This window comes from Microcystis sp. M20BS1, from assembly GCF_020245305.1.
GTDB lineage: Bacteria > Cyanobacteriota > Cyanobacteriia > Cyanobacteriales > Microcystaceae > Microcystis > Microcystis ichthyoblabe_A.
Map to the genome: position 1 here is coordinate 1 of NZ_JADBUZ010000006.1, position 12,188 is coordinate 12,188.

The 12,188-nt window shown below is 41.9% G+C and carries 19 protein-coding genes; 10 read left to right on the forward strand and 9 right to left on the reverse strand.

The genetic code is table 11. From position 1 onward, the window contains the following. Positions 1-337 precede the first annotated feature (337 nt). On the forward strand, positions 338-1,750 hold the full coding sequence (locus tag IM507_RS00575; protein ID WP_287636310.1) for an LCP family protein: 1,413 nt from the start codon (positions 338-340) through the stop codon (positions 1,748-1,750). Between the two features lie 117 nt (positions 1,751-1,867). Next, positions 1,868-2,845 carry an arsenosugar biosynthesis radical SAM (seleno)protein ArsS gene (gene arsS / locus IM507_RS00580; protein WP_123230227.1) on the forward strand — a complete coding sequence of 326 codons (978 nt, stop codon included), beginning with the start codon at positions 1,868-1,870 and terminating at the stop codon, positions 2,843-2,845. Positions 2,846-3,086: 241 nt separating this feature from the next. Here arsS and IM507_RS00585 read toward each other — a convergent pair whose 3' ends face one another. Continuing rightward, positions 3,087-3,359, reverse strand: coding sequence for a DUF3143 domain-containing protein (locus IM507_RS00585; RefSeq protein WP_002737741.1), 273 nt, complete (start codon positions 3,357-3,359; stop codon positions 3,087-3,089). Between the two features lie 5 nt (positions 3,360-3,364). After that, complete coding sequence (locus IM507_RS00590) at positions 3,365-3,859, reverse strand: J domain-containing protein (protein ID WP_061430346.1); 495 nt, start codon at positions 3,857-3,859, stop codon at positions 3,365-3,367. A gap of 47 nt (positions 3,860-3,906) precedes the next feature. Here IM507_RS00590 and IM507_RS00595 point away from each other — a divergent pair, with 47 nt between their 5' ends. The 6 genes from IM507_RS00595 (at position 3,907) to IM507_RS00620 (ending at position 8,272) form a co-directional block, all read left to right on the forward strand. Then, complete coding sequence (locus IM507_RS00595) at positions 3,907-4,470, forward strand: thylakoid membrane photosystem I accumulation factor (RefSeq protein WP_287636311.1); 564 nt, start codon at positions 3,907-3,909, stop codon at positions 4,468-4,470. Between the two features lie 270 nt (positions 4,471-4,740). Then, positions 4,741-6,303 (forward strand): iron uptake porin, encoded by a 1,563-nt coding sequence (locus IM507_RS00600; RefSeq protein WP_287636313.1) that lies wholly within the window; start codon positions 4,741-4,743, stop codon positions 6,301-6,303. Between the two features lie 293 nt (positions 6,304-6,596). After that, positions 6,597-6,803, forward strand: coding sequence for a hypothetical protein (locus IM507_RS00605; protein ID WP_002737474.1), 207 nt, complete (start codon positions 6,597-6,599; stop codon positions 6,801-6,803). Then, positions 6,793-7,203 carry a putative toxin-antitoxin system toxin component, PIN family gene (locus IM507_RS00610; RefSeq protein ID WP_287636315.1) on the forward strand — a complete coding sequence of 137 codons (411 nt, stop codon included), beginning with the start codon at positions 6,793-6,795 and terminating at the stop codon, positions 7,201-7,203. Before IM507_RS00605 ends, IM507_RS00610 begins: the two co-directional genes overlap by 11 nt. Before the next feature lie 317 nt (positions 7,204-7,520). Next, positions 7,521-7,766, forward strand: a complete 246-nt coding sequence (locus IM507_RS00615) for a UPF0175 family protein (RefSeq protein WP_002748168.1) — start codon at positions 7,521-7,523, stop codon at positions 7,764-7,766. Continuing rightward, entirely contained in the window at positions 7,763-8,272 is a 510-nt protein-coding gene (locus IM507_RS00620) for a PIN domain-containing protein (protein ID WP_002737594.1), read from the forward strand. Before IM507_RS00615 ends, IM507_RS00620 begins: the two co-directional genes overlap by 4 nt. A 78-nt stretch (positions 8,273-8,350) precedes the next feature. Here the strand turns inward: IM507_RS00620 and IM507_RS00625 are convergent, their stop codons facing one another. The 5 genes from IM507_RS00625 to IM507_RS00645 all read right to left on the reverse strand — a co-directional run bounded on the left by IM507_RS00625 (position 8,351) and on the right by IM507_RS00645 (position 10,512). Beyond that, positions 8,351-8,590 carry a hypothetical protein gene (locus IM507_RS00625; RefSeq protein WP_016515173.1) on the reverse strand — a complete coding sequence of 80 codons (240 nt, stop codon included), beginning with the start codon at positions 8,588-8,590 and terminating at the stop codon, positions 8,351-8,353. Positions 8,591-8,592: 2 nt separating this feature from the next. Continuing rightward, positions 8,593-8,829, reverse strand: a complete 237-nt coding sequence (locus tag IM507_RS00630) for a hypothetical protein (protein ID WP_002736200.1) — start codon at positions 8,827-8,829, stop codon at positions 8,593-8,595. 220 nt (positions 8,830-9,049) lie between these two features. Beyond that, positions 9,050-9,403, reverse strand: a complete 354-nt coding sequence (locus IM507_RS00635) for a hypothetical protein (RefSeq protein ID WP_002735772.1) — start codon at positions 9,401-9,403, stop codon at positions 9,050-9,052. A 5-nt stretch (positions 9,404-9,408) separates the two neighbouring features. Next, on the reverse strand, positions 9,409-9,825 hold the full coding sequence (locus IM507_RS00640; protein ID WP_002736129.1) for a hypothetical protein: 417 nt from the start codon (positions 9,823-9,825) through the stop codon (positions 9,409-9,411). Positions 9,826-10,071: 246 nt separating this feature from the next. Then, on the reverse strand, positions 10,072-10,512 hold the full coding sequence (locus IM507_RS00645; RefSeq protein ID WP_042790591.1) for a hypothetical protein: 441 nt from the start codon (positions 10,510-10,512) through the stop codon (positions 10,072-10,074). 227 nt (positions 10,513-10,739) lie between these two features. Between IM507_RS00645 and IM507_RS00650 the strand changes: the two genes are divergently transcribed. Further along, a complete protein-coding gene (locus tag IM507_RS00650) occupies positions 10,740-11,024 on the forward strand; it encodes a type II toxin-antitoxin system Phd/YefM family antitoxin (RefSeq protein WP_002737712.1) in 285 nt (94 codons plus the stop codon). Then, complete coding sequence (locus IM507_RS00655; RefSeq protein ID WP_002736554.1) at positions 11,014-11,337, forward strand: Txe/YoeB family addiction module toxin; 324 nt, start codon at positions 11,014-11,016, stop codon at positions 11,335-11,337. Before IM507_RS00650 ends, IM507_RS00655 begins: the two co-directional genes overlap by 11 nt. A 265-nt stretch (positions 11,338-11,602) precedes the next feature. Here IM507_RS00655 and IM507_RS00660 read toward each other — a convergent pair whose 3' ends face one another. Together IM507_RS00660 and IM507_RS00665 are read right to left on the reverse strand one after the other, a co-directional pair. Further along, positions 11,603-11,830, reverse strand: a complete 228-nt coding sequence (locus tag IM507_RS00660) for a hypothetical protein (protein ID WP_002735928.1) — start codon at positions 11,828-11,830, stop codon at positions 11,603-11,605. Further along, positions 11,818-12,120: a hypothetical protein gene (locus IM507_RS00665; protein ID WP_002759084.1), complete on the reverse strand. Its 303-nt coding sequence runs from the start codon at positions 12,118-12,120 to the stop codon at positions 11,818-11,820. The genes IM507_RS00660 and IM507_RS00665 overlap by 13 nt, the downstream gene beginning before the upstream one ends. Positions 12,121-12,188: the final 68 nt, after the last annotated feature.

Sequence of the window (12,188 nt, forward strand, 5' to 3'; positions counted from 1 at the left end):
ACACCCCACACCCCACACCCCACACCCCACACCCCACACCCCACACCCTACACCCTACACCCTACACCCCACACCCCACACCCCACACCCCACACCCCACACCCCACACCCTACACCCTACACCCCACTTTCCCACTTCCCCACCAGCAAACCCTAGATATTTCGACAAAATTGCCATGCAGAACAACGATAAGGAAAAATTCTGCTATATTATCTGCTAACTCTCTAGAAAACCCAATTAGTTTAATAATCTTTTCCGGGTATCTGAGAAAAAAAATAGTTCATCCCTTTAAAATATGGTTTTAGGGAGATATTTAGTGATTGTGTGAGGCAATTTGTGGTTAACAAGACAAAATCAAGGGCTAAAAGTAGAAAATCAGGCAAATTAGCGGCTAAACCTGTTAAAAAGCGGCGATTGTCCAGTAAATGGTTCCTGACAGCCCTAGGCTTAACTGGCTGCGCCCTAGTTTCCGCTACGGCCGGTGCTATGTTGGCTGTGTCTCTCTCCTCCACACCTTTGCGACAAGCTGCTCTTAGTCCTCAAGAAGCCGCCGCTTTTAACAATCAGCAGGCCATATCCTATGAAAATCTGCAACTTCCCGCCCTCAACCGCCCCGTTAATATTCTGGTAGTCGGCGCAAAAGTGTTGACATCCGATGTCAAGGAGGCAGAAACCCCAGATTTGGGTTATCATGCCCCGGTTAATTCCTTGGAGGGTTTAACCGATACCATGCTGTTACTGCGTTTTGACCCCCAAAGACAGAAGTTAACCATGCTTTCCATCCCCCGGGATACCCGCACCGATATCGAGGGTTACGGGGAGAAAAAAATCAATGAAGCTAACGCCCTCGGTGGACCTGCTTTAACGGCGGAAACGGTTAGTCATCTTTTAGAGGGAGTCGCTATCGATCGCTATGTTCGCATTAATGTGCAGGGTGTGGAAAAATTAATTGATGCTTTGGGGGGGGTGACGGTATATGTTCCCAAAGACATGAAGTACCAAGATTTTAGTCAACACCTCTACATTGACCTGAAAAAAGGGGAACAACACCTCAACGGCGAGAAATTCCTCCAGTTTGCCCGTTTTCGTTACGATGCTAAAGGCGATATCGGTCGTATCCAACGACAACAGCAATTAATGCGGTCTTTAGTGGAACAAACCCTAAAACCAGCAACTTTATTGAAAATTCCTGATATTATCGAGGTTATCCGCAATAGTATCGATACTAATCTCAGTTTAGAGGAGTTACTCGCCCTAGCCGGTTTTGCCTCCAAAACTGAGCGAGCTGATGTGCAAATGCTACTCCTACCAGGAGACTTTAATGGTGATGGTCGGCAAGGGATCAGTTATTGGTTGCCCAATCAAAGTAAAATTCAAGAGCTAGTGGCTCAACATTTCAACCACGGCTTTTTTATGGCTGACACTGAAGAAACTACGCAACCGACTCGCATCGCTGTGGAAGATAGCACCGATAATCCAGAAGCGGTGCAAACTCTAGTCAGATATCTGCGCTCATTGGGTTATGAAAATGTTTTTGTCTCTAAGTCTTCATCGCCAATTCTAGAAACTACCAAAATTATTGCTCAAAAAGGGGATAATTCCCTCGCTGCTGCCCTGCATAATAGCCTTGGTGTCGGGGAAGTTTTGGTGGAAAGTACAGGGAATCTCGCTTCTGATGTGACAATTAAAATTGGTCAAGATTGGCAAGAAAAATCAGCTAATCTTTCTGAGCTATCCCCTGGCAACTAAGAGAAAAATCAAGTTTATCTGAGTTAGTAGTTGCCCATTGACAAAAAACTCATCCATTATCAGTTATCATTGATTAGTGATTCTGTTTACTAATTACTGATTAGTGATTACTCTCCCATGATTCCTTTTTTTGAGAAACTAAAAACTCCTTTAACTAAGCAAAAAATCTCGGTTCTGCAAATTAATTTAGGGAAAAGATGTAACCTTGCTTGTAGCCATTGTCATGTGGAAGCTAGTCCAGTTCGCTCCGAAGAAATGACTCCAGAAGTATGCGAACAAATTATCGAACTGATCGCAAGATTTCCCCAAATTAAAACCGTCGATCTGACCGGCGGCGCTCCCGAAATGCTCTACGGTTTTAAACCAATTGTGGAAACCTCTAGAAAAGCGGGAAAAGAGGTAATTGTGCGCTCGAATTTAACTATTTATTTTGAGAAAGGATTTACTGATATTCCTGAATATTGCGCTGGTCATCAGCTGCGGGTGGTGGCTTCTTTACCCTGTTATCTTGCCGATAATGTGGATAAAATGCGCGGTCTGGGAGTCTATGATCGATCGATCAATGCTTTACAATGGTTGAACCGTCTTGGTTACGCTCAAGAGCCGAATTTGATTGTGGATTTAGTCTATAATCCCCAGATTCCTAAGTCAGAGAATTTTTCTCTCACACCGGATCAGGTATCCCTAACACGGGATTACAAAAAGTTCTTGCAAGAACATTTTAATATTTCTTTTAACAATCTGTTGACTATCACTAACTTACCCGTCGGCAGGACGCGCTTCCATCTGGAACACCGGCAACTCTATCAACCCTATCTTCAATTCCTTGAAAGTCATTTTAATGGGGATACTGTCGAACATTTGATGTGTCGTCATCAGCTTTCCATTGATTATTTGGGTAATATCTATGACTGCGATTTTAATCAGATGGAGGCTCTGGCTGCTTGCACCAGTCAAGGCAAAAAATTAACCCTGCCGGATTTATTACAAGCGGGTAGTTTAGATGTAATTGCAGAGGTACAAACCGCTTCCTATTGCTACGGTTGCACTGCCGGCAGCGGTTCCAGTTGTGGAGGAGCTTTGACTTCAAACTGAACAAGTGTACTGGATTGACAGCCTGTCTCGGGAAATTTAGTACAAATGCTTGGAATAGCTCTCCCTGCTGCCCACTCCGGCGCTGTCTTAACGGGGTAGGGTGTGGGGTGTAGGGTGTGGGGTGTGGGGTTTTACCGATTTTCAGGTGGTCAATTAGCCAATTTTCAGGGAAAAAGTCCCTGAATTCTCCCCCCGATCGCTCCAATCGCTGGCACTTTTTAGTCAAAAGTTGGACTATTGATTAGGGACCAGAAAAAACCGCCGATTCGATATCTTGACGACTAAGGGAGTATTTAAAAGCGCGATTGATGTCACTGCCATCATTGGCTGCCCGAAAGTAACGAACGGTGATTTCTTCGATATCGAGGCAGATTTCCGCTTTCCATGTCAGTTTTTCCACAGTCCAACAGTGGACATTCTCGGTATTTTTCCGACAACCTAACTTAACTAGCCATGCTTCGATCGCCGGTAAGGGATGATTATAGAGGGGAGTATCAGCAGTGGGAATCTTCATCGCATCTAAATCAAAAATAATTGGGCTACAGTGACAGCATTCTCTCCTCGAAGCATAGCAATAATCACCGCCAGTAACAAGCAGCCGAGCAGGGTGAGTGCCAAGATAAACAAAGCAAAAATTTCTCCCGAAGATAGGGGGCGATCGGTCGGATCGAGATAGGCGCTACGATTAGCTATGGGTTCATCGCTATCGGGGATAGTTTGGATGACATTCCAGCGCGAGTAACCTATCTGTAAATCATACAGGGAACGGCGATCGGGATTACTCAGGGTGGCATAAGCTTCGTTAAGACGCTGGAATTTAGCCGTTGCCACTTCGGGGCTGAGTTCGGTAGTATCGGGGTGGTATCGTTTGCTGAGTTCCCGATAGGCGCGTCGCACTTCGATCACCGAGGCACTCGGATGTAGTCCTAGAATGGCATAATAAGTATTGGCAAAGCGCGAGTTAGCGGCAATGACTCGCGAGGTGGTTTGGGAATTATCGCGCTCGAAGGTCACAATATTTTTTACCGAAAAATTGTCTTAATATTCTAACTCTGTTGATCATGAAATCTCGTTATCGCCTGCGTCTTCGGATCTGTCTTGTCTTTCTTATTATGGCCCTGACGAGTTTGTCTCCTTGGCTAACCCCTAGCGCCTACGCGGGGATCGATGACGATCGCCTCGATGGTAATATTTTTGTGGTCTACGCGGGTAATGGTTCCCTCGTACCACCGCGTCTAAATTTAGCGGAAACTTTTCAACGGAAAATTCCAGCTATAATCGTCTATTATCTGGATGATAGTAGTGATTGTAAGCGATTTGCGGCGATTGTCTCCCGTTTTCAAGAGTTTTACGGTCGCGCCGCCAGTATTATCCCCGTTACTGTCGATTCTATCCCCTTAAAGTCTTCCTATCGTCCCGATGAACCGGGTTACTATTATCGCGGTGGGGTTCCCCAAACGGTGGTTTTAGACCAACAAGGTAAAGTGGTTTATGATGGTTTGGGCAATGTTAAATATGAAGATGTGGATGATGTCTTAAGAAATGTTTTTGATCTTTTGCCTCGAGCGGAATCGGTAGAGTTAAAAAGACGCTCTTTTAACGAGTTTAACGCTGAATTGCGCTAGTTACCTCTTTTTTATCCTCAATTGAACCAAAAATAATCATTTAGAGATGCTGTCAGCAGCGTCTCTATCTTGTTTTTAGCAACAATAAAATTATTTACTTATTGCTTTTATTATCATTTAAGATTTATTTTAATCAATAAATGCTAGGCAATTCAGATTTTATCTAGAGTAACATTTGAAAAATATTTGCAACAGTGCCAGACTAGAAAAAGTTTGCTAACCTAATTATACTGAGAACAATAATCATTCTTATAGGTGTGGGAACCAGCAATGAAAATCAAGCAAAATTTCCTAACAGCAGCGATATTACTGGGTTTTTCTGGTCCGGTACTGGCTAATAGTCTCGAAAACCTCTCTAGTAACCCCATGGCACAGGTAACAAGTGTCAATCAATTGCGGGATGTTTCTCCCACCGCCTGGGCGTTTGAGGCCTTAAGAAGTCTCGTGGAGAGGTATGGTTGTATAGTAGGTTATCCTGACCGCACTTTTCGCGGTGAACGCGCTTTAACTCGTTGGGAATTTGCCGCCGGGTTGAATGCCTGCTTAAATACCCTGGAAAGATTGATTCAAGAAGGAGTAGCGGTATTAAAAGAAGATCTAGACAAAATCAAGCGATTAGTCAAGGAATTCGAGACAGAATTAGCGGCATTGGGTGCTAGGGTTGATAACTTAGAAAATCGAGTCGCTTTTCTGGAAAATAATCAATTTTCCACCACTACTAAATTAACCGGGGAAGTGGTGATGGCATTATATGGGGTAGCCACAGGAGAAAAAAACGGTGGTGAAGGGATTCCCCAAGTGCCAGCTTTTGGTTATCGGGCCCGTTTAGAATTAAATACTAGCTTCACAGGTAAAGATTTACTCTATACCCGTCTAGCAACGGGAAATATTGCCGATTTAGCCGATACTACGGGAACTTTTGCCAGTACCTTAGCCTTTACCCAACCGGACGGCAACGATTTACTGCTAGAAGTTTTAAACTACAGTTTCCCCGTAACGGAAAATATCCACCTCTGGTTAGAAGCGACGGGAGGTGCTAAAGATGACTTTACCAATACCCTCAACTTTTTGGATGGAGATGGTGCTAGTGGGGCGCTTTCCGCTTTTGGTACTCGCAATCCCCTTTATTTTGCCCCCGGACAAACTGGACTCGGTTTACAGGGTAATTATGGGGCTTTGCAATTCAGCGCCGGTTATCTTGCCGGGGATGCTAACGATCCTAACCCAGGAGCGGGTTTATTTAACGGTTCCTATACTGCCCTAGGGCAGCTGGGTTATGTTCCTAACGAGAATTTTGGTATTGCTTTATCCTACCTTCATGGTTATAACCAATTAGATACGGGAACGGGAAGCCAGCGCTCGAATTTCCGATTTTTCACCGAAGAACTATTCGGGGAGGCTGTCCCGACAATTAATAATAGTTTGGGGTTACAATTTACTTGGCGAATTGTCGATGGTTTTGTCCTCGGTGGTTGGGGTGGCTATACAAAAGCTATCACCCTTAGCACCTTAGATGGACAACTAGAACGCGGGGATTTAGATATCTGGAATTGGGCGGTAACTTTGGCTTTTCCTGATTTATTTAAGGAAGGAAATACGGCCGGTATTATTGTTGGTATGCAGCCCTGGGTATCTAGTTCTAGTATTAGATTAAATGATGGCAGTTCCACCAATGATCCCGATACTTCCTTTCATATCGAAGGATTTTATGAGTGGAAACTCACCGATAATATTGCCCTTACTCCGGGGGTAATCGTGATTACTTCTCCTAACTCAAATAACAACAATTCCACCTTAGTTATCGGCACTATCCGCACAACTTTTACTTTCTGATTTCTCTAGGCAGCCAGTCAGAAATAAAGATAAAGTATGACGGGATTTAACATCATTTCTCGACAACTGGCTGCCGTTCCGCACTCTCAACTAACTGAATTAAGGGGGCATTTATGGTATTTTTAGAGACAATTTACCCTACTTTTGTGGTTTCTTTTTCGGTGGATTTAGAGGGTTTTAGTTTACGCTTCAGGGTTGAAGTTGTGGCGAAGAGGTCGAGGACGATTTGAGGAACACTGTTAAATGTGATTAAATAGGGTACAATGAAAGTTGAAGATACACCTAGTTAAGCCATGAAACAAGTTCTCAAAAATATTAAGGTATCGGAGATTCCTGCACTAATCGCTCAGTTAGGTTTTTCTCCTGAACAAGAAGTTAATCTGACGATTGAGGAAAATTCAGAAAGTCTTATCTCAATTATGGATAAAGTCGGCAAAAAAGCTCAAGCTAAAGGTTTGACAGAAGATAAACTAACAGAACTATTAGTAGATGAATCCTAATCGAGTTGTTATAGATACCAATGTTTTTATTAGTGCTTTACTCAATCCCCTAGGAACACCCAAAAAAGTAATCAATATAGCAGTCAGTCAATTTACTATTCTCCAGAGTGAAGCAACTTATCAAGAATTGGCAACGAGAATAAGTAAAAAGAAATTTGACAAATATTTAGAAAAAGATGATAGGTTAGATTTCTTGTCCTCTCTTAAAAATAGGAGCTTATTTGTTGATATATTGCATGAAACGAGAGTTTGTTCCGATTTAGATGATAATAAATTCTTAGAATTAGCTGTATCTGGAATGGCACAATACATCATAACAGGCGATAAGGATCTTTTAATTCTCAATACTTATCAAGGGATTCCAATTATTACTCCAGCAGAGTTTTTAGTGATTTTCTAGTGTCCTTGAGAATTTTTTGAGGGAGGAATTCAAAAAAATAAACCCATCAACTGACTGAATGAGGAGGAATTTATGGTATTTTTAGAGGTAATTTAGCAGACTTTTGTGGTTGCTTTTTCGGTGGATTGGGACGGTTTTAGTTGGCAACTGATAATAAAGCCTCTTCTATTGGCTTTGGTAACTCAATAGCATAAAACTGATTCTTAATGTGTAAAATGTGTAAGAGGAAGAGACGCAAAAAATAAACCCCCTCAACTGACTAAATGAAGGGGGTTATGATATTATTCCAATAGGAAGGGATAGATAGGGTTATAGCCATGAGTATTGATATCTCCGATGAAATTCTCAGTGCAACACGCATGACTGAAGCTGAGATGAGGCAGGAAATTGCGGTCATGCTCTTTCAAAAAGAGAAGCTCACCCTTGCTCAAGCGAGTCGATTTGCAGGAATGAATCGTATTGCTTTTCAACACCTACTTGCAAGTCGTCAAATTCCAGTACACTACGATGTCGAAGATTTTGAACAGGATATTAAGAACTTGCGGGAGATGGGAAGATTGTGATTGTTGTCAGTGATACATCCCCTATCAACAATCTTGCCGCCATTAATCAACTTCATCTGTTACAACAACTTTACGAAATAGTTTTTATTCCTGAAGCAGTTTATCGAGAATTAACTGAGCCTGATTTTCCAGTAGCAGGTTCAATAGAAGTCCAAACCTTAGATTGGATTCAAACTCGAACGGTAACTAACCACACAGTGATTAAAGCTCTTGCTGATGAACTAGATAAGGGAGAAGCTGAGGCTATTGCTTTAGCACTTGAGTTGGGAGCAGATCAAGTTTTGATTGATGAGCGTCGTGGTCGTAGGATTGCTGCTAGACTGAATCTTCGATACACAGGAATTCTGGGCATTTTGGTTGAGGCGAAGAATCGAGGGTTAATCTCTGAGGTGAAACCCCTACTAGACGCTTTGATCAATCAAGCAGGATTTTGGGTTGCTGCGCCTTTATACAGCAGTGTTTTACAGATGGTTGATGAAGGAAAAAACAAACCCCCTCAAGATTGAATGAAGGGGTATTTATAGTATTTTTAGAGGTAATTTAGCCTACTTTTGTGGTTTCTTTTTCAGTGGATTGAGAGGGTTTTAGTTGGCAACTGATAATAAAGCCTCTTCTATTGGCTTTGGTAACTCAATAGCATAAAACCGATTCACAGAAAAAGCGTAATCTTCACCACTTTCATCAATAACCCGAATTAGACTGTTTATTTCTGCTGTCTCATCAGGGATAACGCGGTATATTTTGCCCACCTCTAGTGAAGCTTCGTAGCCTTCATTATTGAGACAAACTGCGAACTTATTTGTTGGAGATGACTCTATTTTCATGGTCAATCTAGAAACGGTAACTTGAGCTTAAATTCTTTTTTGCCGATGCCATGAGCTTCATACCAATGGACTTCAGCTAACCCTACTATACCATTGGGAAGCTGAACTTGGGCTATGCCCTTTAATTTTCTCCATTTACCTTTGCCATACTGTTTTTGCAACCGTTCCCGATTACGAATTCCTGTTCCTGTGGCAATAATCTCGATATTCGTGATACCGCTGATAATCTCAAAGTCCACGATCGATCAAGCAATCTTAAAGAGTGGCCTTTCATTATAGCATCTATTGCCAAAAAAGAGATATAAAAAAACAAACCCTCCTCAAGATTGATTGAAGGGGTATTTATGGTATTTTTAGAAGCCATTTAGCCTACTTTTGTGGTTTCTTTTTCAGTGGATTTAGAGGGTTTTAGTTGGCGCTTAAGGGTTGCACCTGCGCTAGAGCCGAAGGTGATGATACTCAAACTGTTATTTTTTGTACTGTAGATTTTTTGGTTATTTCCTTAAGATGTCTGAACAATTGACCTTCATTTTGGTAGAAAACTTCATAATCCGGGGCCAGTTCAAGACATAACTGTTTCCATAAACTAATTCCTTCTTGTTTAAAATCCATTTCAGCTTGCTGATTAGGAAAATCTGATAAAGGTGGATAGTCTTGATCTAAAGTCTTATCGTAAGTATCCTGCCATGCGTTTAAACGCTGAATAGTTTCTTTACTTAATGGTAATTCTTCAGGAGCAATGTTATCAATTTCATCTACTCCCCAAAGTGGGTAACTTCCATAATCTGCCCAAAGTTTGATTCTGATTGCCATAACTATCATTCCTGAATAAGTTTATTAATTAATCGAGTTGGAGTTGGATTAGCACTCACTAAGTAACCATTATGACTAATTTCTAGAGAAACATACTGAATAATTCCATTGATTTCTACTTGATAAATTATGCGACTTTTTCCTTGTATGCCAATAATTTTTCCCTCACTAATAGCTGTTACAATTAAATCGGGAATTTGTTCTTCAGTAATACCTCTCTGGAGGAAATCTTCTCGATGATTTTCTAGAATATGCAGTAATCCAGAACCTCTCTCTCCTCCTTTTCCTGTTTCTAGAAAAACAATTTTCCCGCTAGGATCTTTAGTAATTCTGATAATATTTTCTGGGGTATGTTTGATTGCTGCTTTTCTAAGTTCAGCAATCAGCAGTTTTTTCTGATCGTTTTTCGGATTCGACCTCATTGCCGATTATAGCTCAAGATTGTGTAAGTTGTAAGTTGTGGTGTACATAGTTGTTGTTTCTCTCAATCAATAATAAGGTTCAGTATTCAGGAAAAATGGGTAGGGTGGGCAATGCCCACCCTACTGTTCCTATATTAAAGTGCGAGCGGGCGAAAAAAACCTGTAGGGGCGAATTGCGTTCGCCCCTACTTAATGCTGCTGCCACAGGAAAAATCTTCAGGTAGAACCTGAGAACGAGGTAATATATTACCTCCATTCAACCGAGAAATTAGAACCTACTAATCGCAGATAAACGATTCTTCCGGGCAAATTTCCTTTAAAGAGAATTTTTCCGTTAATGGGGACTCTAGAAGGCATATCCCTAAATAGTAGTGCCCCCCCTGGACCTATTGCTCCAATAATGCCCTGCGATCCCTTCAATTGCTTGCCAGTAGAATCAATGATGATAGAGTCTGTGGGAGAAAAATAAAGATCTCTGACTTCCCCTAAGTTTGCAACCATAAAAGTACAAACTACAGAATTATTGTCTTTATTACAATTCTGAATCTCGAAAGCAAAACCATTGCTTACAACTCTCGAATTACGGGCTTGAGCAATATCATCGTGATCCTGATAGAAGTTAGAACATAAAGCTGTAGTTAAGGCTAAAATTGGTAGCCATCTGAAAAATCCTTTTTTCATCACCATTCGCTACTCAGTACATAAGTGTTCGCCCCCTCGCAGCTAGGTGAAGCAACAACCCAACCCAACACTAAAGGCGGATAGTAGAACAATACACACTCCCCCCCACAACTGTATCAAAAGCTACAATTTAATAAATCTTTATATTCCTCTCCCTTCAGATTTTGGGGTTTTTGGGGAGTTCAAGAGCTTGGAATTGTACAATAAGGTTGTACAAGTCTCCCCTAAAAATCATGTTAAGCAAAGAAACCACCTACTCTCAGGCGAGAATGAATTTAGCGAGTCTCTTAGATCAGGTGTGTGACGAATCCCAAATTATCGTCATTAAGCGTCGCAATCAGAAAAATGTGGCTTTAATTGCTGAAGATGAGCTTTCCAGTTTATTAGAGTGTGTTTATTTATTGCGATCGCCAGAAAATGCCCAACGCTTATTTCGCTCTTTAGCATGGACCCAGACAGAAGATGCAACTCCTCAAACATTAGCTGAATTGAAAGGGGAGTTAGGAATTGAGTCCTAAAAGAGAAAATAAGCCAGATAAACCTCAAAAAAATCCTATTCATGGTTATTTGCCCGTTTTTAGTCCTGATTTCAAAGCAGATTTAGCGTGGTGGTATCGGAACGAACCGAAAAAAGGCGATAAAATCTTAGACTTATTGGCAGATATTTTGGATGGCGATCCGTTTACAGGATTGGGTAAACCCGAACCTCTTAAGTATATTGCTGCCGACACTTGGTCACGACGGATCGATTTAGAGCATCGTTTGGTTTATAAAGTCACGGGAAATAAGGTTTATTTTTTACAAGCTCGCTATCATTATCAATCAGGCTAAACTCAGACAAACCCATTAAGAACTGTTACAGGAGAAAGGGGACAAAGAACGTAGTACGTTCCCCCTCGCAGCTTGGGTTAAGCGATAGCCCAACCCAAGACAGAAGGAGGATAACAGCACAGCACACCCCCCCCCACAACTGTATCAAAAGCTACAATTTATAAATCTTTACATTTCTCTCCCTGACGAGCTATCCACCATGAAACCCATCCTCAACGCCCAGATGATTTCGGAAGTTAGAGGACAACCAGAATCACGACCAATATCAACGGACGGGACTCAACTGCCCCAGTTCAACGCTCACCGCATCAAAGCGATTGTCCCCAGGGCGATAGGAGAGAATTTCCAAGCCAATCGGCTCGCCACTGGTGGAATCCTTAATCAAAATCACCCCATCCCCCAGTTCAGTACAAATCTGCTCCTTTCTGGGTTGCTGCCAGAAGACAGTCAGTAATTCCGTTTCCGGTTCATAGAAAACTTTTACTTGAGCCATAGCATTTCCCCTTCTTTAATCCCATCGGTTTGGTAGGCAGTAATCAAGAACCCATCTCCATTCAAACGCCGAGCCACTGCCACAACCCAACGTTTTTCCTGTCGCTGGCGATAGAATAGCAGCACCCCAGCATCGTGGCTACTGCGTCGAATTTCATCTGGTGAAGCTAGGGTAAGGGTCACTAATTCCTCCAACTCCTCAAGGTCAGGATGTTTGCCCATTAGCCTCTGCCAATAACCTTCTGAAGTTCTAACTGTAAATCCCAAAGGGGTAACAACTTCAAATTTCATTCCCAATCATGGATAGGATTCTCGTTTCGGTGATAAATATAATGGTCGTGTTGCCGATGCTCAATCTT